The following is a 23,379-nucleotide window of genomic DNA, read 5'->3' as shown; positions in this document are numbered from 1 at the left end:
GCATGGCTTCCCGCGTGGGAGCGACAGCATGTCACAGGATCATATCGCGGCCGCTTTTGTTGTCCTGTCACCTGCGGAGCGACCGCGCCGCGCCAGCGGCGCCATGCCCAACGGGAGCGGTTGCATATTCATGCGACCGGGACGGGCGGGAGCGCTTATGGTCTCCGCTGGTTGACGGGCCGCAGGAGGGCGCGCAGGCTGGCCCCTGTCACGCGCCAAGCAATTCGCGGGGGACGGTGAATTCCGCCACCTTGCCGCTGCTCCACGTGAGATCGGCCCAGCTGTCGATATCAAAGCTTGCGATCAGTGTCGCGCCGGTTGGGAAATCGTCAAACCGTGAATGATCCGGTGGGTGGCGGACGATGGAATGGGCAAAGGCGGCAAGGCCGGGATTATGGCCCAGTATCAGCACCCGCTTGTGTTCGGCCTCGCGCAGCACCTGAAACAGGATGTCGGCGCTGGCGTGATAGAGCCGTTCGATGAACACCGCAGGGGCACCCAGTTCCATCAGCTCGCAGGTTTCACGGGTTCGCTGGGCGGAGGAGGAGATCACCTGATCCGGGATCATTCCGAGCTCGCGCAGCCAGGTGCCAACCGCCGCGGCGGAATGGCGGCCGCGGGTGTTCAGCGGGCGGGCGTGGTCACTGGGGGAGGAGGTGTCCCAGGCGGACTTGGCGTGGCGGGTCAGGATCAGCGTGCAGGTCATTTTATGTGAAAATACCTCATATGATGGGCGGATTGCGCCGGGATACGGTCAGCGCCTGTGCTCAGCGGGCAGGCGCGGCGGGCAAGGCAGCCGGTGGAGAGGCAGGGGGTTCCCTCGGTGCTCTCCAGGTGCCTGTGGCAGGCTGCCAGATCATAGGGGCCGCCCTCTTTCAAAGCCGTGACGGGGCAGCGGCTCAGGCAGGGGCGATCCTCACAGCCAAGGCAGGGGGCCAGGGCCAGCGGGGCGGGCGGAAGATCAAAGTGGTGCGCGAAATAGAGGGCGCCGCGAAAGGAAATCATCATGCCATAGCGATCATGCACCAGCATTTGCGACGGCGATGTGAAACTGCGGCCCGAGGCCAGCGCCCAGTCGACGAAGGGCGCATAGGGGGGGCCGGTGAAGGGGTAGGCCGGGATTGCGCCCCAGCTCTGCGCCAGATCACCGATGACCCGGCTGGACCAGCGGTCGACCGGGTCTGCCCTGCCATCGTGATATTCCGGGCTGGTGACAAACCCCGGCCAGAAGGAGGGGGCGGTGCCCAGCAGGATCAGCGTTCCCTGTGGGCCGCTGTCGGTTTCGCTGCCTGTTGCGATGTCCGGTGCCGCCGCTTCGATAAAGCCCCGAAGCTGTCCGGCTGTTGGGTGAAATCCGCCATAGATATCCAGCCCAAGTGCCGCAACAGACCGTTGCAGCCTGTCATAGGTCAGTGGGGGTTCGACAGGGGTGGAGACAGGCACCGATGCAGAGCGGTCTGCAAGGTCCCTGTCCGGGTTTAGGGGGCGGATCATAGGGACAGTCTAGCGCAGGTTGGCGCGTTTCCCTATGGGGATTTCGCAGCCGTAAACCCGTCGCAAAGCGAGACAGCTGGCCCGCGACGGGTGAGATCCGGCCGGTTGGCTGATGTCTGCCGCCTCAGGGACGGATCATCGAACCGGCGCCGTGATCGGTGAAGAGTTCCAGCAGCACGGCATTGGGTACCCGGCCATCAACGATGGTACAGGCCCGCACACCGCTGCGCACGGCGGAGAGCGCGGTTTCCGTCTTCGGGATCATGCCGCCGAGGATCACGCCGTCGCGGGTCATCGCTTCGACATCGGCGGCCTTCAGCTCGGTCACGACATCGCCGTCGCTGTTCTTTACGCCAGACACATCCGTGAGCAGCAGCAGCCGGTCAGCCTTGAGCGATGCGGCGATGGCGCCGGCGGCGGTGTCGCCGTTGATATTGAACGTCTCGCCGTTGGGGCCTGCGCCGATGGGGGCGATCACCGGGATCATATCCTGTTCAAAGAGATGGTTCAGCACGCTTGGATCCATTTCAGACGGGGTGCCGACATAGCCCAGATCCGGGTCGGTCTGGGTGCAGGTGATCAGATTGGCATCCTTGCCGGACAGACCGACAGCAGCGCCGCCCTGGCGGTTGATGGCCTGCACGATACGTTTGTTCACCACGCCGGAGAGCACCATCTCCACCACTTCCATCGTGGCGGCATCGGTGACCCGTTTGCCGTTCACGAAATCGGATTTGATCTGCAGCTTGTCGAGCATGGCATTGATCATCGGGCCGCCGCCATGGACGATCACCGGGTTCACCCCGACCTGACGCATCAGCACGATGTCGCGGGCAAAGGTATCCATGGCCTCGTCGCTGCCCATGGCGTGACCGCCCAGCTTGATCACGACGATGGCGCCGTCATAGCGCTGCAGATAGGGCAGGGCGCTTGAAAGGGTCTCGGCTGTGGCAATCCAATCGCGGTTCATGTCTTGTTTCTTCATCGTTGCAATCCCTGGGACGGGCCGTCCGTCGCAGACGGCGCAGGCGGCTGTGCCATGGGGATTGTGTTACGCGGTTCTGGGCGCGGTGCCAAGCGCCGGCCCTGCATTCGCGGCATTGCAGCTGTCGCAAAGGCTGCTAGGGTCGCCGCGACAGATACCGAAACGGGGCCTGCGGGCTGTGAGGTCAGAGCGGCCTCCGACACGGGCCTGAGGCCAAGGAATGGTAGCCATGCGTAAGAAAACCCTGTTGCTGACCGGTGCAAGCCGCGGCATTGGCCATGCGACGGTGCAGCGGTTCAATGCCGAAGGCTGGCGGGTGATCACCTGTTCGCGCCAGCCGTTTCCGGCGGAATGCCCCTGGGGCGGAGGTGCGGAGAATCACATACAGGTGGACCTGTCCGATCCGACCGACACGATAAACAAGGTGGGTGAAATTCAGGACCTCTTGGGTGGACAGCTGGATGCGCTGGTCAACAATGCGGGCGTGTCCCCCAAGGGTCCGAATGGCGCGCGGCTGAACACGCTGGACACAGATCTGATGACCTGGGGCAAGGTGTTCCACGTGAATTTCTTCTCCTCCGTTGTGCTGGCGCGGGGGTTGAAGGACGAATTGGCGGCGGCCAAGGGCTCGGTTGTCAATGTGACCTCGATCGCGGGCAGCCGGGTGCATCCGTTTGCGGGCGCGGCCTATGCCACCTCGAAGGCGGCGCTGGCGGCGCTGACCCGCGAGATGGCGCATGATTTCGGCCCGCTTGGGGTGCGCGTCAATGCGATTGCGCCGGGCGAGGTGGAGACCGCGATCCTGTCGCCGGGCACCGACAAGATCGTCGAGAAACTGCCGCTGCAACGGCTGGGTCAGCCGGAGGAGGTGGCGGCCGCGATCTATTTCCTGTGTTCGGGCGAAAGCTCCTATATCTCCGGTGCGGAGATTGAGGTGAATGGCGCGCAGCACGTCTGATAGCGGCTCTAATACAGCTATCAGAGACGAAAACGCCCCCGGGATCGGCTGATCGCGGGGGCGGTTCCATGTGGCGGGCTGCGCAACAGCTGCGTTATTCCAGACCCGCGATGATCGAGCGCAGTGTGGCGATGCCGTCGCCTTTCTCCGAGGAGGTCAGCACGATCTCCGGGTAGGCTGCCGGGTGTTTGGACAGCGCCTTGCGGACCTGCTCCATGATTGCGGCGCGGTCCTTGTCCTTGACCTTGTCGGCTTTGGTCATCACGCATTGAAAGGTGACCGCAGAGCTGTCGAGCCGGGTCATGATCTCGTCATCGACGGCTTTGATGCCGTGACGGCTGTCGATCAGCACAAAGGCGCGGCGCAGGGTCTGGCGACCGGAGAGATATTGTTTCAGCAGGCGCTGCCATTTCTCGACAATCGGCAGCGGCGCATTGGCGTAACCATAGCCCGGAAGGTCGACCAGATAGAGATCGGGGCCTTGGGTGAAGTAGTTGATTTCCTGTGTGCGCCCCGGCGTGTTGGAGGCCCGCGCCAGACCTTTGGTCCCGGTCAGCGCGTTGATCAGGCTGGATTTGCCCACGTTGGAGCGGCCCGCGAAACAGACCTCGATCCGGTCGGCGGGGGGCAGGCCGGACATGGCGACCACGCCTTTGACAAATTCCGACTGGCCGGCAAACAGCTTGCGGCCTTTTTCGGTCATGATTTCATCTGGCGATTCGGCCAGGGGGAACGGCATCTGCATCAGAGCACCTTTATACTATCGCCGACGCGGATCGCGCCGTCTTTGATGACCTCTGCATAGACAGCGAATTCCTGGTGACCCCAGGTGTCGCGCAGCGTCTTGAGCGTATCTGCGTCACGCTCGCCGGTCTCGGGGTTGGTTGTGGTGGCCAGACAGCGCACGGTGCGTTCACGGACGGTCAGCACTGCCTCGCCGATCTGCACGTCGCGCCCGATCCAGGTGTTTTCTTCCCAGGCGGTGCCGGTGTCAAACCAGATGTTGCCGCGCCAGCGCTGCGGCGACAGCCCATGGCCAATGGCGGTTTCCACCGCGCGGTGAGACGCCCAGTTGCACAGGCTGATCGACGGGAAATCGCTGTCGGTCATGCCACGGCCCGGAACCCGCAGAATGCGGGTTGAGGCGGCGCGGTCCTCTGGCATCAGGGGGCGCACCCAGTCCAGAAACCGCGGCAGATCCGCCGCGTCATCGGGGCTGAAGCTGAGGTTGTCCAGCTGCGGGTGGCTCAGGGTGACCTGGCCCGTGGCCTCGTCATAGCGGGCTTCAAGCGCCATCAGCTGCGGTGCCTTGGCGACACGGCTGAAATTGGCGCAGGGCGCCCAGGCGCTGCCGTCAGCCTTGGAGGCCTCATGCGCAACCGCCCAAACGCGATCGCCGGGCAGACACTGCCCGGCGACCAAAGAGGCGCTCTCCAGCGGCTCCCGACCATGTGATTTGATCGGATGCCGCCAGATATGAGTTATGCCTTCGCTCATTTCTTTTCAGCCTTTGGCGTCTTCTTGAAGCCGGATTTGATATTGCCGAAGACATCCGGCTTGTAGCCGTGGCTGCGCATGATCAAATACTGCTGCGTGAAGGTGATGGTGTTGTTCGCGATCCAGTAGACCACCAGACCGGAGGCAAAGCCGCCCAGCATGAACATGAAGACCCACGGCATCCAGGCAAAGATCATCTGCTGGGTCGGATCGGTGGGTGCCGGGTTCAGTTTCTGCTGCAACCACATCGAGATACCGAGAAGGATCGGCAGAATCCCGATGAAGATCGTCGCCATCAGCGTGCCCTCGACCGGAGCGGCAAACGGCAGCAAGCCAAAGAGGTTCATGATCGAGGTCGGATCCGGCGCGCTCAGATCCTGGAACGGACCAAAGAAGGGCGCGTGACGCAGTTCCAGCGTCACAAAGATCACCTTGTAGAGCGAGAAGAAGATCGGGATCTGGATCAGGATCGGCAGACAGCCGGCTGCCGGGTTGACCTTTTCCTTCTTGTAGAGCGCCATCATCTCCTGCTGGAGTTTCTGGCGGTCGTCGCCCGCCTTCTCCTTGATCTCCTCCATCCGCGGCTGCAGCTCTTTCATCTTCGCCATGGAGGCGTAGGATTTATAAGCCAGCGGGAAAACGAGGAGCTTGATCAGCACGGTCAGGCCGATGATCGCCCAGCCCATGTTGCCAATCAACGCGTTCAGCCAGTGCAGAACCGCAAAAATCGGCTTGGTCAGGAAGAAGAACCAGCCCCAGTCGATGCTGTCGAGGAAGCCCTCGATGCCGTCTTTCTGGTAGCCGCGAATGGTCGCCCATTCCTTGGCACCGGCAAACAGCATGGTTGTGGCTGCGCTGGTTTCGCCATCGGCGACGGTGACGGTCGGCAGCACGATATCGGTCTGGTAGATGTCGCGGCGCTCATCGAATTTGGCGATGGAGCGGAACGGCTGGCCGGGATCCGGCACCAGGGTCGACATCCAGTAATGATCGGTGAAGCCGATCCAGCCGTTGGTCTCGACCGCGGTCACGGCGGCGCGGGCGCCGGTGCGGGGGTCGATCTCGAAATCGGTCATGTCGTCATAGTCGATTTCGGCCAGGGTGCCGTCGGCCATGCCGATCACGCCTTCATGCAGGATGAAGAAATTCTTCAGGTCCTGCGGCTCACCATGGCGCGCCAGGGTGCCATAGGGCGCCAGCGCCACGGTCGCGCCGGAGGCGTTGGTGACCGACTGGGTGATGGTAAAAAGGTAATCCTCATCCACCGCGATGGTGCGGGTGAAGGTGAGCCCCTTGCCATTATCCCAGCTGAGCGTGACCGGGGTGTCCGGGGTCAGAGTTGCCTCGGTATCGGCCTGCCACAGGGTGTTGGCTCCGGGCACGTCGTCGGGACCCAGCCCGGCACCGGGCGCCCAGCCGTAAAGGGCGTAATAGGCATTGGGATCACCGGCGGGGGACAGCATCTTGACGATGGCGGCACCCTCTTCCAGCGAGACGCGGTAATCCTTGAGAGACAGATCGTCGAGACGCCCGCCTTTCAGGGAAATGCTGCCGGAGACGCGCGGCGTGTCGATGGTGAGACGCGGCGCATCCGCAGCGGCCTCAGCTTCGGCGCTGACATCAGCGCCATCGGTTCCGGCCGCAGGATTGGCCGCAGCAGGCGCGGTCACGACATCGCCTGTGGCGGTTGTCTCCGCGACCACGGCGTCCGGCTGGATCTGCGGCTCTGGTGGGGGGAAAAAGATATACCACCCCAGAATCACCAGGAAGCTAAGCGCGGTTGCGAGAAGAAGGTTCTTGTTCTGATCGTCCATTGGGGACTGCCACCTCGTGTATGGAATGACAGGGTGTGGTTCAACAGAGATGCCCCCCAAAGGTCAAGCGGAATCGCCCCCATCGTGTCCTTGCGACGCGGTTGAAGGGGGATTTCGTCCGATCCCTGGCGCAATTGCCGGATCAGGACGGCATGTCGCGACCCGTCGGGCGCGGCGCGCGGCCTACGACAGCAGATCCATGTCGCGGTGGATCAACCGGCGGTGCAAGCCGCCCCGGGTGGGAGCGAGGAGGCGGCAAGGCTGCGGGAGGGCGGGACAGGGAACGGGGAGCTGGGAACGGGCGGGGCTGGGAGCGGGGAGCTGGGAACGGGCAGGGCTGGGAGCGGGCGGGATTGAGACCGGGCGGGACTGGGCAGCGCGCGTGACTGGACCGCAAGAGACCGCGCGCCAAAGATGCCCGCAAGCATAAGGCACAAGACCCTCAGCGGCCGAGGGCGCCCGTTTTGCTGTGCCGAACCTGCCGGGGCCGAGCCGGTCGCCGGGAGTTCCTGCGCAGAACCGCCGGATCGCTGCGCCAGGACAAAGCAGAACCCGTGACTGGGCGGCGCGCGCAGACAGGGGGCAACCGAAACCAACCGAAACCAACCGAAACCAACCGGAACCAATCGGGGCCGATTGCGTAGATGGTCGCCGAAGGGCGGGGGACTGGGATGTCAGCGGATCAGCTGCTGTGGCGCCCGATACTGGGGGCCTCCTGCAGCTTTGCCTCATGGGCGGCGATCCAGTCGAGAGTCTGATCAAAGGGCATCGGACGGCCAATGCCAAAGCCCTGCACGTGATCGCAGCCCAGCTGGGACAGGAGGGCGTGTTCGCCAACGGTCTCCACCCCTTCGGCGAGGGTTTCCAGCTCCAGCCGTTCGGCCATGGTCAGGATGGCGGCAATCAGCTTTTGCTGTTCGGGGTCGCGGTCGGCCTTCATGACGAAGGAGCGGTCGATCTTGATCCGGGATACGCGGAACCGCTGGACCGCCGCGATGGAGGCATGGCCGGTGCCGAAATCATCCAGATCAATGCCGCAGCCCAATTCGCCAAGGGCGGCGATATTGCGGACGATCATGTCATCCGGGCGGTCGGTCATCACGGTTTCGAGGATCTCGACGCAGAGCCGGTCCGGGGTGAGGCCAAAACGCTCAAGCTCCCATTGAATACGCTCCACCAGATTGGCGTTGCGCAACTCGTCGGTGGCGAAATTCACACCGACCGAGGGGACATGCAGGCCGGCGGCATCCCAGGCTTTGAGCGCGGTGAGCGCGTTGTAGAGCATGATTTCGCTCAATCGTTCCATCAGCCCGGCGCTCTCCAGATAGGGCAGGAAGGACATGGGCGCGATCATCCCGCGTACCGGATGGGACCAGCGGGCCAGCGCCTCAAACCCGGAGACACGGCCGGTGTCGGTGCAGATCTGCGGCTGGAACCAGGCCTGGATCTGACCGTTTTCCAGTGCCTCGGTCACCTCGTCGATCATGTCGCCGCGCGCCTTGCTGCGCTGATCCATTTCGGGGGAGAAGGCGCGAATGCCGGAGGGGCCATTGTTCTGCGCGTCCAGCAGGGCCGTGCAGGCGGCGCCCATCCAGTCGCTGCCTGCCGGTTTCGGGCTGCGGCTATGGAGGCAGAATCCGATGGAACAGGAAATATAGAGAGAGGCACCATCAACCGAAATCGGCTCTTCGATGGCGGCCTGAAGCCGTCCGGCCATCTGGATCGAGAGTTCCAGATCCATTTGCAACACCGGTGTGAGGCAGATGGCAAACCGAGAATCGCCAATCCGGGCGACATAGTCCTGCGGGCGCAGGATGGAGATGATGCGGTCGCCACAGCGGTTGACCAGCTGATCGGCGGTTTCCTGGCCGTGGCGCTGCGCCAGCTCCTTGAAGTCATCAAGCTCAAGCACAAACACGGCCGAGCGCAGGCCGGTATCCGCGGCGCTGTCATAAACTTCCGAGACGATTTCGCTGAACCCGTCGCGCATCATCATGCCGGTCAGGCTGTCGCGTGGCATGGTGGGGCGGCGGAAATAGGAAAAGCCACCGGAGGCGACAAGAACCAGCGGCAGGCCAAGAGCAACGGCCAGCAGCGCCACCTCGCCACCCATCCAGAAAGTTGCCAGTGTCAGGGCCGGCAAAAACGCAAGCAGCGGCGGCCCCAGCAGCACCGGGGCAATCCGTTTCCTGACCTGTGTCAGCGTCTGCGACAGCATTTTTGTCATCTGTAGACCTTTCACCTACGGCATGTGGTGCTGGCTACAGATTAAGGTCGCGGTCTGACCGGCAAGTTAACGCAAATCGGGAATTTCGTCCGAATCCGTCCCCAAATCAGGTTTTTTCAACATAAGAGCGGAAAAATCGAACAGCTTGGGGTCCAGAAGATGCGAGGGGCGGGCATTCATCAAGGCCCGGAACATCACCTGACGGCGTCCGGGGCTGTTTGATTCCCACTGATCGAGGATCTGTTTCACCTGCTGGCGCTGCAACCCGTCCTGGCTGCCGCAGAGATCGCAGGGAATGATCGGATAATTCAGAGCCTTGGCGAATTTTTCACAGTCCACCTCGGCGACATGGGCGAGGGGGCGAAACACGAACAGATCGCCCTCTTCGTTGACCAGTTTCGGCGGCATGGTTGCCAGACGACCCCCGTGGAACAGGTTCATGAAGAAGGTTTCCAGAATGTCGTCGCGATGATGGCCGAGCACCACCGCAGAGCAGCCTTCCTCGCGCGCGATGCGGTAGAGGTTGCCCCGGCGCAGGCGCGAGCAGAGCGCGCAGAAGGTGCGGCCCTGCGGGACCTTATCCATCACGATACTATAGGTGTCCTGATATTCGATGCGGTGCGGCACGCCCATCTTTTCCAGAAACTCCGGCAGCACGGTGGCCGGAAAACCGGGCTGGCCCTGATCGAGGTTGCAGGCCAGGAGATCCACGGGCAGCAATCCCCGCCACTTCAGCTCGTAAAGCACCGCCAGCAGGGTATAGCTGTCCTTGCCGCCCGACAGGCAGACCAGCCATTTCGGCGTGCTGCCGTCCTCGCGCCGCTCGACCATGCCATATTGGTCAATCGCCTCACGGGCGTAGCGCACGATCCGTTTGCGGAGTTTCTTGAACTCCGTCGTCGAGGGGGCGCCGGCAAACAGCGGGTGGATATCGTCCAGATCATCATCAAGCATGGGCGCGCCCTAGCCGAGGATCGGCGTTTTGCCAAGGAAAAAAGGTGATCCCGGTGGGTAGCAGGCTTCTGCCCGCCGGGATCGTCAGCCGGGATCGTCAGCCGGGATCAGAAATAGGGGCGCGACGATGGCAGCCTGTCGGCGAGCGGCGGCAGGCCAATATCCCGGCGCAGATGGTTGCAGATCGGCAGCGTGCTGGCGCGTCTGCGCGGCGGGCTTTGTGCGGCAATCATCTGGCGCAGGATCGCCGTCAGGGTCCGGCGCAGACCAAGATCGGCCAGAATCTGCGCCAATGCGGCATGGGGGTCGCGGAGCGGGGTGGGAAATTGTGTAGATGTCATGCGTGTTTCCGGCTGCATGCAGACGGGTCCTTTGTTGTGAAAGATGACAGATGTGCCCAGACCGTGCAGCAAAGACGGGGTCGAAGACCGGATCAAAGACAGGCGTCGACGATGGCTTCGCTAGGGGTGGTCTGGGATGGTACGATCAGATCGGGCGCACATCAGTGCTGAGCCGCGATCAAGGCAGACTGGATCAGGCGCGTGCCTGTCCCGTATTGCCCCCAGGAGCACGTCGCCATTGAACAAACTTATTCATAAACAGCCCTCCTGCATCTATAGGTTGATCGTTTCAGAGCCTTAGCACGGCCCGACTGCCCCGGTTATACCGGTATTCCATACTGTGGCAGAAATGGCGCGCAGCTTTGGCGGGCATCGGCCCGGACTGGTTATCGTCGATCTGCGGTCTTGTCATGGCTGTGGTCACAGCCCGGCACCGGGTCGTAGCCATCGCCGCCAAACGGGTGACAGCGGCCGATCCGGCGCAGCGTCAGCCAGGCCCCACGGAGGGCGCCGTGTTTCTCCAGCGCTTCAAGCGCATAGGCCGAGCAGGTGGGCTGATAGCGGCAGTTGAAGCCGACCCAGGGGCTGAACAGCAGCCGATAGGCGCGCACGGGCAGGGCAAGGAGATGGGCCAGCGGGGTCATGGGAGTTAGATAGGCAGAGTTGAGCGGTATGGCAATCAGGACCGCGCCTGAGTGCGGGGACAGCGGAGCCGCCTTTCTGTGGGGAGAGGGGCCGTGTGCTGCGCCAGTTCCCTGCCGGGCAAATCGCCTTCGGAAACGATTACTTACCGTGGATTTTCTTCAGCGCGTAGATGAGATCGTTTTGCAGATCTTCAAAGGGGCGCTCGGCGGTCTCTGTCGCGCGCCCGATCAGGACATAGTCCCAGCCGGACCGGCCATGCAGGGGCAGAATCAGCCGGGCGACTTCGCGCAGGCGGCGTTTGGCGCGGTTGCGGGCCACCGCATTGCCGACCTTCTTGGAGCAGGTAAAGCCCATGCGGATGGCATCGCCGCCGGCTTCGCTGTCCTGGCGGCGTTTGCGACCCTGTACCATCATTCCCTTGGTGCCCTGACGGCGGGCGCGTGCCGCCGCGAGAAAGTCGCGGCGTTTGGCGATCACCTCCGGGCGGGGCAGTGGGCGGTCCAAGGTATCAGATACGCAAACGGACACCGCCGGAGACCTGGTCCCTTGGGCAGCTGAGCCGTCCTTGGGGGTCTCCGGCGGTGTCATGTCCGTCTGAACAGTGCTGGGCGCGATTACGCGCTCAGCGACTTGCGACCGCGTGCGCGGCGTGCGTTCAGGATCTTGCGGCCTGCCTTGGTGGCCATGCGCGCACGGAAGCCGTGGCGGCGTTTGCGAACCAGGTTCGAAGGCTGATAGGTGCGTTTCATCGCTCCGGTCTCCAACTGTTTACATCGGGACGGCGCGGAATCGGCCACCCGGGGGTCTATCTCGAAGCCCGGTCTCTAGAAGGGAATGACCGGCGAGTCAAACCCCAAGGCGGTTGTTTTCTGCACGAAATGCAACATTTCCATGAAAACCGGGCGCTGAAGCCCCTTTAGCAGAAGATATTTGTAACAGACAGAGGGGCGCGCGCTGTTTGGCTCACTTTTTTGCAGGCAATGATCAAGCGGGCGTGAAGATATCGCCCGTGGTCTCGTACCGGGGCCATTTAGCAGGTAGCCAGAGACACAGACCCGCCGCGTCTGCGGTGCCGACCATGACCGGCCAGCCACTGGCCCAAGACAGCAGGATTTGACCACCGATGCCAGATCATCCCGAGCAGCCCGATATCGCGGAGCATTCTCCGGCCCAGCCCACCGCATCCGAATCGCGTGACAGGGCAGAGAAGAAACCGGCGCTGACCCGGTTCCTGCCGCTGGCCGTGGTGCTGGTTGTTGCGGTGATCGGGGCGATGACGCTGGGCGATTACCTGACGTTTGAGACCCTGCGCGACAATCGGGTGGCGCTGATGGCGTTTCGCGATGAGAATTATCTGGGCCTCGTTGGCCTGTTTGTGCTGGCCTATGTGACAATTGTTGTATTCTCGCTGCCGGGCGCCGCTGTGGCCTCTGTCACTGGCGGGTTCCTGTTTGGTCTGGTGGCGGGCACGCTGTTCAACGTGCTGGCAGCCACCATTGGTGCGGTTGGCATCTTTCTGGCGGCGCGCTGGGGGCTTGGAGCGATGCTGACCCACCGGCTGGAAGCGGCGGAGGGGCGCGTGCGCATCCTCAAACAGGCCCTGCGGGAAAATGAGATCGAGGTGCTGCTGCTGCTGCGGCTGGTGCCTGCGGTGCCGTTTTTTGTCGCCAATCTGCTGCCCGCGCTGGTCGGGGTGAAGCTGGTGAATTTCCTGTGGACCACGGCGGTGGGGATCATCCCCGGCGCCATCGTCTTTACCTGGATTGGCGTGGGCCTTGGTGCGGTGTTTGACCGGGGCGGGACACCTGATCTGTCGCTGTTGTGGGAGCCGTTTGTGATCGGGCCGATCCTTGGTCTGTGCGTGTTGGCGGCGCTGCCCATCCTGCTGAAGAAACGCCGTCCCGCGGCCTCCGGAAAGGACCAGTGACCATGCAAGAGCTAACCTGCGATCTTCTTGTGATCGGCGCCGGGTCGGGCGGTCTCTCTGTTGCGGCAGGGGCAAGTCAGATGGGCGCGGATGTCGTGCTGCTGGAAGGGCACAAGATGGGCGGCGACTGTCTGAACTATGGCTGCGTGCCGTCGAAATCGCTGCTGGCCAGTGCCAAGGTGGCCTATGGGCAGGCCCATGCCAGCGCCTATGGTGTGGCCGATCAGCTGCCGGTGGTGGATTACGCCGCCGCCAAGGACCACGTGCAGGACGTGATCGCGACCATCGCCCCGGTCGACAGCCAGGAGCGGTTCGAAGGGTTTGGTGTGCGGGTGATCCGCGCCTATGGACGGTTTGTCGATGATCGTGTGGTCGAGGCCGGGGAGCACCGCATCACCGCCCGGCGCATCGTGATTGCCACCGGATCCTCGCCCCTGGTGCCCCCAATCGACGGGCTGGCCGATGTGCCCTATTATACCAATGAGACGCTGTTTGACCTGCGCGAGCGGCCCGATCACCTGCTGATCATCGGCGGTGGTCCGATTGGCATGGAGATGGCGCAGGCGCACATCCGGCTGGGCAGTCAGGTCACGGTGATCGAGGGCGACAAGGCGCTGGGCAAGGACGACCCGGAGCTGGCGGCCATCGTGCTGGAGCAGCTGCGCGAGGAGGGCGTCGAGATTGCCGAAGGCGCGCAGGCGGAAACTGTCGCCTCCACCGAGGAGGGCGGCATTCGCGTCACCGCGAAGGATGGCCGGGTGTTCGACGGCAGCCACCTCCTGATGGCGGTGGGGCGCAAGGCCAATATCGACCGGCTGAATCTGGAGGCCGCCGGTGTCGAGACCAACCGCGCGGGCGTGGTGGTGGACGACAGCCTGCGCAGCAGCAACCGCCGGGTCTATGCCATTGGCGATGTCGCGGGCGGGATGCAGTTCACCCATGTGGCGGGCTATCATGCCAGTGTGATCATCCGGTCGATCCTGTTCGGCCTGCCGTCGAAGGCCAAGACCAGCCATATTCCCTGGGCCACCTATACCGCGCCCGAGCTGGCGCAGGTCGGGCTCACAGAAGCGCAGGCGCGCGAGAAACATGGCGACCGGATGGAGGTGGCGCGGTTCGACTATCACCACAACGACCGCGCGCTGGCCGAACGTCACAGCACCGGCCTGATCAAGGTCATGGTGGTCAAGGGGCGCCCGGTCGGCGCCTCTGTCGTGGGGCATCAGGCGGGGGAGCTGGTGGCGCTGTGGTCGATGGCCATCGCCAATAACCTGAAGATGAGTGAGGTCGCGGCCATGGTGGCGCCCTATCCCACCATTTCAGAAGTGAATAAACGCGTCGCAGGGGCCTATTTCTCGCCACGGCTTTTTGATAGTCCAATGGTGAAACGAGTGGTGCAATTTGTGCAGCGCTGGCTCCCGTAACGCCGGAAGGGGCTGAATGCTCAATACGCTTTCAGGCAGATTCCTGATCCTGACCACGGTCTTCGTGATGTTGGCCGAGATCCTGATCTTTGTGCCCTCCGTATCCCGGTTCCGTCTCGATTATCTGGCCGACCGTCTGGAGCGGGCGCAGATCGCGTCGCTGGCGCTATTGGCGGATGACATGCTGGACACCGAGCTGGAGGCGGAGCTTTTGGAGAATGCCGGTGTCTTCAACGTGGTTCTGCGGCGGGACGAAGTGCGCCAGCTGGTGCTGTCCTCACCGATCCCGGCGCCGATTTCGGGCACTTATGATCTGCGGATGAGCAGCCCGTTTGCACTGATCGGCCACGCCATGCAGCGGCTGGTCACGCCGGAAAACCAGATCATCCGGGTGATTGGGGCGCCGGTGCGAGACGCTGGTCTTCTGATTGAAATCACGATTGAAACCAAGGGTCTGCGCGATGCGATGATTGATTACGGGCTGCGTATTCTGCTGCTCTCTGCGGTGATCTCGATCTTTACTGCCGTTCTGCTGTTTGCTGCGGTGCGCCGGTTCATGGTGAAGCCGATCAAGGGGGTCATCGGCTATATGCAGCGCTATGCGGCGGCGCCGGAGGATGCCCGTGGGATCATCCACCCCAGCGCCGGTGTGCGTGAGCTGCGCGAGGCCGAAGAGGCGCTGATGCAGTTGCAGACCGAGCTCACCCATGCGCTGAAACAGCGCGAACGGCTGGCCCAGCTGGGCGGCGCTGTTGCCAAGGTCAGCCATGATCTGCGCAATATCCTGACCTCGGCGCAGCTGTTCACCGACCGTATCGAGATGAGCGAAGACCCCCTGGTGCGGCGCCTCGCGCCAAAGCTGGTGAATTCGATCACCCGCGCGGTCTCGCTCTGTGAGGGGACATTGGCCTTTGGCCGGGCAGAGGAGCCGGCGCCGACCTTTGGCCGGGTTGCACTACACGGTCAGGTGGAGGACATCCTGGAAAGCGAGAGCCTGGCCGGCGGAGCGGAGGGGCGTGTCACCTTCCGCAATGAGGTGCCCGTCGATCTGAGCCTGCGGGCGGATCCCGAGCAGCTGTTCCGCATCGTGATGAACCTGGTGCGCAATGCCCGTCAGGCGATCGAGGCCAGCGGTCAGCCGGGGCAGATCACCCTGTCGGCGCGTGAAGATCACGAGGCCTGGTGGATCTCCGTCACCGATACCGGCCCCGGCCTGCCGGTGAAAGCGCGGGAGAATCTCTTTACCCCGTTTCAGGGCGGCATCCGCAAGGGCGGCACCGGCCTTGGCCTTGCCATCGCCGACGAACTGGCCCGCGGCCATGGCGGCATGGTGGTCCTGCGCGACACCGGTCCTGAGGGCACGGTATTCGATATCTGTCTGCCCAAGGGCGACGGCACTCTTTGACGCCGCCGTGCCCGCAATCCGCGCGTCGGAACGCCCCAATCGCAAAAAGAAGAAAACCTGCGGCAATCTGACATTTTGGACTTGCACCCCCGCGCCGCTACGCTTAAACCCCGCCGCAGTGGACCGATAGCTCAGCTGGATAGAGTACTTGACTACGAATCAAGGGGTCGGGGGTTCGAATCCTCCTCGGTCCGCCACTTCCCTCTTTATGAGACGTCAGATTTCGAGCGTCAGATCTGTTTGACTTTTCCGTCACATCATTGACCTGACGTGCGATAACTGCCTGCGTTCCATGCTGGTGCAAAATATGCGCTGCAGCATTGTGCCAACATGCGGCAGGCCACAAAACAGCAGCTCAATCGGCATCAACGCCTCTGGGCCGATCTGCGCGTTCGGGAAGGTTCTTGGGACAAGACGCCCGCGAATTCGGCCTCGCAGGCTCTGCTGTAACCGTTGCAGGTATGGCGTTGCGCCGATCTGGAAAGACCGAGCAAGCTGTGGCCGCCGCTTTGCAATACCACTCCAGAGCAGCTTTTCCCTGATCTTTGCTTAGAGACCTAGGGCGGCCAGCCATGGGCGACGCAGCGAAAGCGTGCAGTTAGTCCGGATTGACCGATGCTGCGCTGTGTATGGGTGGCAGCTTTGCGTGTTGCCAGGGTCAACGATCCTTACTACGCTTGATCCCAAAGGAGTGAGATCATGACCTTCAAATTCGTCAGCGATGTAGCAAGCAAGAGGCGCATGGTCCGATAGGGTTCTCCATATCCGTTTCCATGCGCCCCCGACATTCTCGGGGGCTTTTTTGTTTTTATTGCTCAGAGCATCAGATGAACCGCGCAAGAACACCTCCGAATTTGATCACATTGATCCTGTTGACTGGGTTTTCGCCCATGTCGCTCAACATGTTTCTACCCGCTCTGGCTAACATCGCTGTCGATCTCAATACCGACTACGGTACCGTGAGCTGGGCGGTGTCCGGATATCTGGCAATAACGGCAGTTATTCAGTTGATCGTTGGGCCCTTGTCAGACCGGATCGGCAGACGACCGGTCCTACTGGTGGTTTTGTTTGTTTTCGCTTTCGCCTCTGTGGGGTGCGCTTTTGCTCCAAACATCGTGGCTTTTCTGTTCTGCCGGATGCTCCAAGGCGGCATCGTCGGCGGTTACGCGCTTTCTCTCGCGATCGTTAGGGATACGAGAACGGCGCGGGAGGCTGTAAGCCTGATCGGCTATATCGGAATGGCGATGGCGATTGCTCCAATGGTCGGCCCCATGCTGGGAGGGGTGTTGGACACCTTATTTGGGTGGCGGTCCGTCTTTGGTTTCTATGCTGTAGCGGGCTTCGGATTACTGCTGCTTTGCTGGTTCGACCTCGGAGAAACGAGGCCTCAAAGGGCAACAGATGCCAGCACTCCGGCACCTGGCACGATGATGCTTATCCGTGAGCTCCTGTTCTGGGCTTATGCACTCTGTGGTGCGCTTTCTGTCGGCGCATTCTACATCTTTCTGACAGGCGCACCTCTTGTTGCGCAGTCCGCTTTCAATGTCACAACCGCTGGACTTGGATTCTATATCGGGACCATCACAGTTGGCTTCATGATCGGCGGGTTCTTGGCCGGTCGGGTTGGAAAACACTTCGAACCAACAACCATGATGATTGCGGGCCGGGTCATGGCGTGTAGTGGTATTGTGGGCGGTTTGCTGTTGCTCGCATCGGAGATCATGTCAGCGGAGATTTTCTTTGCGAGCACGATCTTCGTTGGTTTAGGGAACGGCATGACCATGCCGGGATGCAATGCCGGTGCGATGTCGGTTCGACCAGATCTCGCCGGAAGCGCTGCCGGGCTGAGCGGCGCTCTCATAGTTGCAGGCGGTGCGGTTGTTACCACAGTGACGGGCAACCTCGTATCACAGACGAACGGGGCACAAACGCTGCTTATGCTTATGCTAGCTTCAACGGGACTGGCGTTGGCATTTGCCATTTGGGCAGCATGGTTGAGTAAGAATAGGGTCTAGTCTCAAAACAATAGCGGCCGTCGGGCCATGTGCAGACAAAGCGGTCCTTGAAAACGGGCGCTATTGGCGGAGCTCGAGAATGTCAGAGTTTCCCTATGCGGAGTGCGGCGCGGTACAGGATTTTAGTCATTGATGGCGTGGCCGCTTTGGACCGATTCTGAAAATAGACCGGTTCTCTGGTGCAGAATATCGCCCCCTGAAAAGGGTCGAGAGTGCCTTTCTTGTCTGGCTTATTGCGGTTGCTGCGGCGCAGGATAGTTTGTGGCCAGTTTCTGGAGATTGTGGGCGGTTGCGGCGAGGAGAAATTCGTCATTTGCGCCGCATGACCCATGTAATAGGAGCCGGTTCAGGTTCCTCGCCGGTTGATCGACTGGAAATCCATATTCTGGCGGCAGCGCACCTGTGATGGGCGGCCTGACACGTGTGCTCCAAACCCTGCTATATGGCGATGCCCCTGCCGGTCGGCCAGCGGTTCGGATCGGAACAGTTCCGGGGGAATTGCTTCACTTCGTGCCCTTCAGGGCAGATGTGTTGATTGTCCTCGGCGTCGCACTCGAAGTCGGCTCGGGTCCGGGTCCAGTCACTGCGCTCAGATTTGTCGAAGCACGAGATGTGCGGGGCGATCTGTCGATCGCCTGCCAGCATTTGGCTGACGATTTTTTGCTCGCGGCGGCGGCACTTTCGAAAAGCGATGAAGACAGGCCTATCACGGGCCGACACCCTTTCGAGCGTGCTAACGCGCTGGGCGAACTGCCCTGCATTTCGCAGTCATGAACCGAAGATCTAGTACGAGGATCTCGGGGGGCTCCACTCCGTGCGCCTATAACCGTATGTTTTAGAACATAAAAAATTCGCGAAGAAATTTGTTGACAAGATATTGATGAAGAACGAACCTTTTATTTGGAAACGTTTCCATAATCTTTTAGGGAAATTCCACAGGAGGGACGCAGGTGAAATCCGCACGTATGAACAGACTGTTCGGTGTTTCGGGAAATTGCTTTGACGTGGCAATCGACCACGGCATGTTCAATGAAAGCGCCTTCCTTGGCGGGATTGAGAACATGCAGGCCGCGATCACGATTGTGGCGAGCGCGGCACCGGATGCCATTCAGCTGCCACCGGGGACGGCGCCGATCCTGCAGGCAATCCCCGGCAAGGACCGTCCGGCGCTGGTGTTGCGGACCGACATTGCCAATGTTTATGGCAATCCGTTGCCACGGTCGCTGTTTTCAGAAGTGATAGCCGACCCGGTTGAGCAAGCTGTGGCCCTCGATGCGGCCTGTGTGGTGGTGAATCTGCTCATGCTGCCCGGTCAGCCCGAAGTGCATCAGGCCTGCATTCAGAACATCAACCGGTTGAAGCGCGCCTGCGATCTGGCAGGGATGCCGCTGATGGTGGAGCCGCTGGTGATGCAAGACAACGCCAAGGCCGGTGGTGGTTACATGGTGGATGGCGATCTGGCAAAGATCCTGCCTTTGGTGCGTCAGGCCGTGGAACTGGGCGCGGACATCATCAAGGCCGATCCTTGCGACGATGTTTCCCAGTATCACCGTGTGATTGAGATTGCCCAGGACGTACCCGTGTTGGTGCGCGGTGGCGGCAAGGTCTCTGACAAGGAGATTCTGACACGGACCGAAGCTTTGATGAAACAGGGCGCCCGCGGTATCGTTTATGGCCGCAATGTGATCCATCACGACGACCCGGCAGGCATGACCAAAGCGCTGATGGCGGTGGTGCATGACGGCGCCTCCGTGGCTAATGCCCTGGGGATGATCGCGTGAGCCGCGTCGTCAAATTCGGCGTCATTGGCTGCGGGCTTATGGGGCGCGAGTTTGCCTCGACTGCCGCCCGCTGGCTGCATCTGACCGAAACAAAAGCGCGGCCAGAGATTGTCGCGGTGTGCGACACGAACACGGACCTGATGGATTGGTTTTCGCACAATCTGTCCAGCGTGACGCAAAAGACAACCGACTACCGAGAGATGCTCGATAATCCAGAGGTCGAGGCGATCTATTGCGCGCTGCCGCATGTGCTGCATGATCAGGTTTATCCGCAGATCATGGCTGCCGGGAAACACCTGTTCGGCGAAAAACCGTTTGGTATGGATGGGGCCGCAAACGCCCGTATTCAGGCGGCGATTGATGCGCATCCTGATGTGATGGTGCGGTGTTCATCCGAGATGCCGTTCTATCCCGGTGCGCAAAAGGTCATCAATCTTGTGCGATCCGGTGATCTGGGAGAAATCATCGAAGTTGAGGCCGCGTTCCTGCATTCCTCGGACCTTGACCCGGACAAGCCGATCAACTGGAAACGCATGGTTGAGGTAAATGGCGCCTACGGCTGCATGGGCGATCTTGGCATGCATGTGCTGCATGTGCCCTTGCGACTGGGGTGGCGCCCGACCCATGTATCGGCGTCGTTGGTCAACCGGTTTCGGACCCGTCCGGATGGCAAGGGGGGGACCGTACCCTGCGAGACATGGGACAACGCCACCATCACTGGCCATGTCGAGGATGCTGGGGGCGGCTTTCCTCTGGTGCTGAAAACCTGGCGTATATCGCCCGGAGATTCCAACAGCTGGAGCCTGCGCGTTCTTGGGACCAAAAGAAGCACCTATTTCACCACCAAGAACCCGCGCCAGTGGCAGTGGATGGACTATAGCGGCGGGGATCAGGTCTGGCAGGTGCAGGACATCGGATTTCAGACCCTGTTCCCGGCCATAACGGGGGCCATTTTCGAATTTGGTTTCCCGGACGCCCTGCAACAGATGTGGGCCGCCTTTCTGGATGAGCTGGCCGGAGGCGATGCGCGTGGATTTCATTGCGCAACACCCGCAGAAGCGGCCGACCACCACGCCGTGCTGACCGCAGCCCTGAAGGCAGGCACCGAACGCAGGGTCGTCACTGTCGACTACGGGGCGGAAACGTGAAGCGCTCCGAGATCAATCAGGCCATCCGCGCCGCCAAGGACCTATTGCAGGCGTTTCGCTGGTCGTTGCCGGCATGGGCAGATTGGGATGTCGCAGAAATTGCAGCCAATCCCGACTTGGGCGACTGGTTGCAGCTTCATCAGATGGGCTGGGATGTGACGGATTTCGGCTCGGGCGATTTTGCGCGGCGCGGTCTGGTGTTGTTCTGCCTGCGCAACGGTATCCAGTCTGACGCGACAAGTCTGCCCTACGCTGAAAAGCTGTTGTTCGTCGGGGAAGGGCAGGAAACTCCGTTTCACACCCACAAGATTAAGCTGGAGGACATCATCAACCGTGGCGGCGGGGATTTGATGATCGAGTTCCGCCAGCCTGACGGTGTCGACGATCCAATTGTTCTGCGCTGTGACGGCTTTGTCCACCGGCTGGACCCGGACGAACCACTGTGCCTGAAACCCGGATCAAGTGTCACGATTCCATGTGGTCTTTATCACCGCTTCTATGCGCGCCCAGGCAGCGGCATGGTGCTGGGCGGTGAAGTGTCTCAGGTCAATGATGACGGATCGGACAACTATTTTCTGGAGCCTCTGGGGCGGTTTTCTTCCATAACGGAAGATGCCCAACCCGTGCATCCCTTGTGGAATGAAGTGGGGTCGACCCCGTGACCACGCGCGAAGGCATCATTTGTGCGGGCAACTGGATCGTGGATCTCGTACACGAGATTGCGCATTGGCCCGCTGAGAGCGATCTGGTTCGCATCGACGGGCAAGACAAGGGCGTGGGTGGCGGTGCGGCCAATGTTGTGACGGCGCTGACCAAGCTTGAAACCGGGCTACCGCTTTGGCCGATGGGCGCCATCGGTCAGGATGACTTCGGGAAATTTATCAAGGCGCACTGTCATGAACTGGGTCTTCCAACGCATCTGATCACGGAAAAACCAGACACCGCGACGGCACATACTCACGTCATGTCTGTTACCGGAAGATCGCGCACGTTCTTCTATCAGGGCGGCTCCAATGACGTGCTGTCTGATCAAGATTTCCCGACGGGCGTTTTTGAAAGCCATAAAGCGCGCATTTTCTATCTGGGCTACCTGACCCTGTTGGCCGATCTGGATCGGATCACGGATGATGGCAGCACGCCTGCGGCGAGGGTGCTCTCCCGTGCCCGCGCCGCAGGTATGACCACCTGCGTTGATCTTGCTTCGGTTGATCGCCCGGATTTCTCGAAGATCGTCGCGGCGACAATTCGACAAATCGACTATCTGATATTGAACGAAATCGAATTGGCCCGCGCGAGTGGCCAGACTCCACCTGTCGCCAGTCAGACGCCGAATATGCAGGACATGATCGACATGGCAAAGGCGCTGATCAAAGACGGGGTCCGGCGGGCCGTGGTCGTTCACTGCCAGCAAATGGCGCTCTGGATCGGGGTTGATGGGCAGGTCGCACACGTCCCGGTCGTGCCCTTGCCGCGTGAACTGGTCGCAAGCCCCTTGGGCGCAGGCGATGCCTTTTGTGCCGGAATTTTGTATGCGCTTCATGAAGGCTGGACACCGCAGCGTGCCCTGGAACTGGGCCATGCCATCGCAAGGGCCTCCTTGCGCGGGGTCACAGCCACCGAAGCCATCCCGAATCTGAACCAACTGACCGATCAACTGGATCGGCAGACAAAAGGCATCACGACATGAACCAGCTTCATGTGATGTCAAAACTGTCTTTAGAGGAGGAAAAGACAATGACTATCATCCCCAGACGTAGCTTTTTGGCACTGACGACCGCAGCAATGACGGCAATGCTGCCGCTCGGTGCGACCGCACAGGACGCCCCGGTAATTGCCAGCATCGTGTTTCAGGGCGACCAGTTCATGCAGTTCCTGCAAACGGGTGTGCGCGAAACCGCCGAAGCGGCGGGCGCAGAAGTACTGGAAATTAATATCGACGGCGATCAGGCGCGTGAAATTCAGGCCATTGATACCTACATTTCGCGCGGCGTCGATGCGATCGTGATTGCGCCACTTTCGGCCGCGAATTCGGGCCCTGCTTTGCAGCGCGCACGTGACGGCGGTATTGTTGTGGTTGCCCTGAACGGCGGCCTTGAGGATGCCAGCATTGCACATGCGACCTTCTCAACGGCCAACCGTGATCTTGGGGCATCCACCGGCGCTGCCGCCGCCAGCTTTGTAAGTGATAGCCTTGGTGGCAAAGCAAATGTCGCCATTCTGGCGTTCTCGTCGCTCTTGCCGGAACAGTCTGGCGACCGGACAGGCGGTTTCAAGGATGCTGTCGCTGAAGGCAATTCCATCGAGATCGTGGCCGAGCAGGACGCCTGGATGCCAGAAGCCGCAGTTACTGTGGCCACCGATATTCTGACCGCCCACCCTGAGGTCAATGTCATCTACGCGGCAAACGAAGGCGGCACCGTGGGGGCGATGCAGGCGGTGCGCAACGCGGGTCGTGCCGGTGAGGTCTTTGTCTTTGGCATCGACGGATCGGAACAGCTGGGTCGGGGTCTTTTGGCGGGCGACAATGTTCTGCAGGCGGTGACTGCTCAGGCGCCGCTCCAGATGGGTGCCATGGGTGCCGAAGCCGCCCTTGCCATTCTTGCAGGCGAAGAAGTCGAGGCACAAACCACTGTGCCGGCAATGCTTCTGAGCAGGACCGACGCGGATGGCGTCACCGCGTTCCTGGAAAGCATTCAGTAGAATCAATGGCAGGGGGCCGTGTTGGCCCCCTGTTTCACTGATCATCACAGGCAAAGGCAGGTAA

At 61.4% G+C, this 23,379-nt stretch carries 22 protein-coding genes, 1 tRNA gene and 1 pseudogene; 11 read left to right on the top strand and 13 right to left on the bottom strand.

Annotation, left to right across the window (positions count from 1 at the left end):
- Positions 1-208: 208 nt before the first annotated feature.
- The 3 genes from VWZ87_RS16425 to argB form a co-directional block, all read right to left on the bottom strand.
- Positions 209-706 (bottom strand): SixA phosphatase family protein, encoded by a 498-nt coding sequence (locus VWZ87_RS16425; protein ID WP_416535596.1) that lies wholly within the window; start codon positions 704-706, stop codon positions 209-211.
- On the bottom strand, positions 703-1,494 hold the full coding sequence (locus VWZ87_RS16420; RefSeq protein WP_416535595.1) for a ferredoxin: 792 nt from the start codon (positions 1,492-1,494) through the stop codon (positions 703-705). The genes VWZ87_RS16425 and VWZ87_RS16420 overlap by 4 nt, the downstream gene beginning before the upstream one ends.
- Positions 1,495-1,618: 124 nt before the next feature.
- Positions 1,619-2,479 carry an acetylglutamate kinase gene (argB, locus tag VWZ87_RS16415; protein ID WP_416535594.1) on the bottom strand — a complete coding sequence of 287 codons (861 nt, stop codon included), beginning with the start codon at positions 2,477-2,479 and terminating at the stop codon, positions 1,619-1,621.
- 229 nt (positions 2,480-2,708) lie between these two features.
- On the opposite strand from argB, the gene VWZ87_RS16410 reads away from it, so the two are divergent.
- Positions 2,709-3,437 (top strand): SDR family NAD(P)-dependent oxidoreductase, encoded by a 729-nt coding sequence (locus VWZ87_RS16410; protein ID WP_416535593.1) that lies wholly within the window; start codon positions 2,709-2,711, stop codon positions 3,435-3,437.
- Between the two features lie 94 nt (positions 3,438-3,531).
- Here the strand turns inward: VWZ87_RS16410 and yihA are convergent, their stop codons facing one another.
- The 9 genes from yihA to rpmH form a co-directional block, all read right to left on the bottom strand.
- Positions 3,532-4,182, bottom strand: a complete 651-nt coding sequence (gene yihA, locus VWZ87_RS16405; RefSeq protein WP_340546618.1) for a ribosome biogenesis GTP-binding protein YihA/YsxC — start codon at positions 4,180-4,182, stop codon at positions 3,532-3,534.
- A complete protein-coding gene (locus VWZ87_RS16400) occupies positions 4,182-4,934 on the bottom strand; it encodes an MOSC domain-containing protein (protein WP_416535592.1) in 753 nt (250 codons plus the stop codon). Before VWZ87_RS16400 ends, yihA begins: the two co-directional genes overlap by 1 nt.
- Positions 4,931-6,748, bottom strand: coding sequence for a membrane protein insertase YidC (gene yidC, locus VWZ87_RS16395; RefSeq protein ID WP_340546620.1), 1,818 nt, complete (start codon positions 6,746-6,748; stop codon positions 4,931-4,933). Before yidC ends, VWZ87_RS16400 begins: the two co-directional genes overlap by 4 nt.
- Positions 6,749-7,430: 682 nt before the next feature.
- On the bottom strand, positions 7,431-8,975 hold the full coding sequence (locus tag VWZ87_RS16390) for a putative bifunctional diguanylate cyclase/phosphodiesterase (protein WP_416535591.1): 1,545 nt from the start codon (positions 8,973-8,975) through the stop codon (positions 7,431-7,433).
- A 66-nt stretch (positions 8,976-9,041) separates the two neighbouring features.
- Positions 9,042-9,929 (bottom strand): tRNA 2-thiocytidine(32) synthetase TtcA, encoded by an 888-nt coding sequence (gene ttcA, locus VWZ87_RS16385; protein WP_340546622.1) that lies wholly within the window; start codon positions 9,927-9,929, stop codon positions 9,042-9,044.
- A gap of 107 nt (positions 9,930-10,036) precedes the next feature.
- The gene (locus tag VWZ87_RS16380) at positions 10,037-10,270 is read right to left on the bottom strand and encodes a hypothetical protein (protein ID WP_340546623.1); all 234 of its coding nucleotides are present in this window, start codon (positions 10,268-10,270) and stop codon (positions 10,037-10,039) included.
- A gap of 386 nt (positions 10,271-10,656) precedes the next feature.
- Positions 10,657-10,914, bottom strand: a complete 258-nt coding sequence (yidD, locus tag VWZ87_RS16375) for a membrane protein insertion efficiency factor YidD (protein WP_340546624.1) — start codon at positions 10,912-10,914, stop codon at positions 10,657-10,659.
- Positions 10,915-11,053: 139 nt separating this feature from the next.
- Positions 11,054-11,503: a ribonuclease P protein component gene (rnpA, locus tag VWZ87_RS16370; protein WP_340546625.1), complete on the bottom strand. Its 450-nt coding sequence runs from the start codon at positions 11,501-11,503 to the stop codon at positions 11,054-11,056.
- A gap of 26 nt (positions 11,504-11,529) precedes the next feature.
- Positions 11,530-11,664, bottom strand: a complete 135-nt coding sequence (gene rpmH / locus VWZ87_RS16365) for a 50S ribosomal protein L34 (protein WP_005980833.1) — start codon at positions 11,662-11,664, stop codon at positions 11,530-11,532.
- A gap of 374 nt (positions 11,665-12,038) precedes the next feature.
- Between rpmH and VWZ87_RS16360 the strand changes: the two genes are divergently transcribed.
- The 5 genes from VWZ87_RS16360 (at position 12,039) to VWZ87_RS16340 (ending at position 17,686) form a co-directional block, all read left to right on the top strand.
- Complete coding sequence (locus VWZ87_RS16360) at positions 12,039-12,842, top strand: TVP38/TMEM64 family protein (RefSeq protein WP_416535590.1); 804 nt, start codon at positions 12,039-12,041, stop codon at positions 12,840-12,842.
- Between the two features lie 2 nt (positions 12,843-12,844).
- The gene (locus tag VWZ87_RS16355; RefSeq protein ID WP_416535589.1) at positions 12,845-14,266 is read left to right on the top strand and encodes a dihydrolipoyl dehydrogenase family protein; all 1,422 of its coding nucleotides are present in this window, start codon (positions 12,845-12,847) and stop codon (positions 14,264-14,266) included.
- Positions 14,267-14,282: 16 nt separating this feature from the next.
- On the top strand, positions 14,283-15,671 hold the full coding sequence (locus tag VWZ87_RS16350; protein ID WP_340546628.1) for a sensor histidine kinase: 1,389 nt from the start codon (positions 14,283-14,285) through the stop codon (positions 15,669-15,671).
- Between the two features lie 120 nt (positions 15,672-15,791).
- Positions 15,792-15,868 (top strand) — tRNA-Arg (locus VWZ87_RS16345).
- Between the two features lie 630 nt (positions 15,869-16,498).
- Positions 16,499-17,686, top strand: a complete 1,188-nt coding sequence (locus VWZ87_RS16340) for a multidrug effflux MFS transporter (RefSeq protein ID WP_416535588.1) — start codon at positions 16,499-16,501, stop codon at positions 17,684-17,686.
- A 230-nt stretch (positions 17,687-17,916) separates the two neighbouring features.
- Here the strand turns inward: VWZ87_RS16340 and VWZ87_RS16335 are convergent.
- Positions 17,917-18,319, bottom strand: a pseudogene (locus tag VWZ87_RS16335) (IS5/IS1182 family transposase); the annotation flags it as partial.
- A gap of 317 nt (positions 18,320-18,636) precedes the next feature.
- Between VWZ87_RS16335 and VWZ87_RS16330 the strand changes: the two are divergent.
- Genes VWZ87_RS16330 through VWZ87_RS16310 form a run of 5 tightly spaced genes read left to right on the top strand, consistent with a single transcriptional unit; the run spans position 18,637 to position 23,315 of the window.
- On the top strand, positions 18,637-19,467 hold the full coding sequence (locus VWZ87_RS16330) for a class I fructose-bisphosphate aldolase (RefSeq protein WP_416535587.1): 831 nt from the start codon (positions 18,637-18,639) through the stop codon (positions 19,465-19,467).
- A complete protein-coding gene (locus VWZ87_RS16325) occupies positions 19,464-20,615 on the top strand; it encodes a Gfo/Idh/MocA family protein (RefSeq protein ID WP_416535586.1) in 1,152 nt (383 codons plus the stop codon). The genes VWZ87_RS16330 and VWZ87_RS16325 overlap by 4 nt, the downstream gene beginning before the upstream one ends.
- A 44-nt stretch (positions 20,616-20,659) precedes the next feature.
- Entirely contained in the window at positions 20,660-21,277 is a 618-nt protein-coding gene (locus tag VWZ87_RS16320; protein ID WP_416535585.1) for a D-lyxose/D-mannose family sugar isomerase, read from the top strand.
- On the top strand, positions 21,274-22,302 hold the full coding sequence (locus VWZ87_RS16315) for a carbohydrate kinase family protein (RefSeq protein WP_416535584.1): 1,029 nt from the start codon (positions 21,274-21,276) through the stop codon (positions 22,300-22,302). Before VWZ87_RS16320 ends, VWZ87_RS16315 begins: the two co-directional genes overlap by 4 nt.
- A gap of 47 nt (positions 22,303-22,349) precedes the next feature.
- Positions 22,350-23,315, top strand: a complete 966-nt coding sequence (locus VWZ87_RS16310; RefSeq protein ID WP_340546634.1) for a substrate-binding domain-containing protein — start codon at positions 22,350-22,352, stop codon at positions 23,313-23,315.
- Positions 23,316-23,379: the final 64 nt, after the last annotated feature.

The organism is Phaeobacter sp. JH20_37 (assembly GCF_048056015.1).
GTDB lineage: Bacteria > Pseudomonadota > Alphaproteobacteria > Rhodobacterales > Rhodobacteraceae > Phaeobacter > Phaeobacter bryozoorum.
This window is presented reverse-complemented; position numbering and strand designations above follow the sequence as displayed.

Coding starts and splice junctions, on each gene's coding strand:
- ttcA (WP_340546622.1), bottom strand. CDS start 9,929: ATGCTTGATGATGATCTGGACGATATCCACCCGCTGTTTGCCGGCGCC.
- VWZ87_RS16360 (WP_416535590.1), top strand. CDS start 12,039: ATGCCAGATCATCCCGAGCAGCCCGATATCGCGGAGCATTCTCCGGCC.
- VWZ87_RS16410 (WP_416535593.1), top strand. CDS start 2,709: ATGCGTAAGAAAACCCTGTTGCTGACCGGTGCAAGCCGCGGCATTGGC.
- yihA (WP_340546618.1), bottom strand. CDS start 4,182: ATGCAGATGCCGTTCCCCCTGGCCGAATCGCCAGATGAAATCATGACC.
- argB (WP_416535594.1), bottom strand. CDS start 2,479: ATGAAGAAACAAGACATGAACCGCGATTGGATTGCCACAGCCGAGACC.
- yidC (WP_340546620.1), bottom strand. CDS start 6,748: ATGGACGATCAGAACAAGAACCTTCTTCTCGCAACCGCGCTTAGCTTC.
- yidD (WP_340546624.1), bottom strand. CDS start 10,914: ATGACCCCGCTGGCCCATCTCCTTGCCCTGCCCGTGCGCGCCTATCGG.
- VWZ87_RS16355 (WP_416535589.1), top strand. CDS start 12,845: ATGCAAGAGCTAACCTGCGATCTTCTTGTGATCGGCGCCGGGTCGGGC.
- VWZ87_RS16350 (WP_340546628.1), top strand. CDS start 14,283: ATGCTCAATACGCTTTCAGGCAGATTCCTGATCCTGACCACGGTCTTC.
- VWZ87_RS16400 (WP_416535592.1), bottom strand. CDS start 4,934: ATGAGCGAAGGCATAACTCATATCTGGCGGCATCCGATCAAATCACAT.
- VWZ87_RS16425 (WP_416535596.1), bottom strand. CDS start 706: ATGACCTGCACGCTGATCCTGACCCGCCACGCCAAGTCCGCCTGGGAC.
- rnpA (WP_340546625.1), bottom strand. CDS start 11,503: ATGACACCGCCGGAGACCCCCAAGGACGGCTCAGCTGCCCAAGGGACC.
- VWZ87_RS16420 (WP_416535595.1), bottom strand. CDS start 1,494: ATGATCCGCCCCCTAAACCCGGACAGGGACCTTGCAGACCGCTCTGCA.
- VWZ87_RS16380 (WP_340546623.1), bottom strand. CDS start 10,270: ATGACATCTACACAATTTCCCACCCCGCTCCGCGACCCCCATGCCGCA.
- rpmH (WP_005980833.1), bottom strand. CDS start 11,664: ATGAAACGCACCTATCAGCCTTCGAACCTGGTTCGCAAACGCCGCCAC.
- VWZ87_RS16340 (WP_416535588.1), top strand. CDS start 16,499: ATGAACCGCGCAAGAACACCTCCGAATTTGATCACATTGATCCTGTTG.
- VWZ87_RS16310 (WP_340546634.1), top strand. CDS start 22,350: ATGACTATCATCCCCAGACGTAGCTTTTTGGCACTGACGACCGCAGCA.
- VWZ87_RS16390 (WP_416535591.1), bottom strand. CDS start 8,975: ATGACAAAAATGCTGTCGCAGACGCTGACACAGGTCAGGAAACGGATT.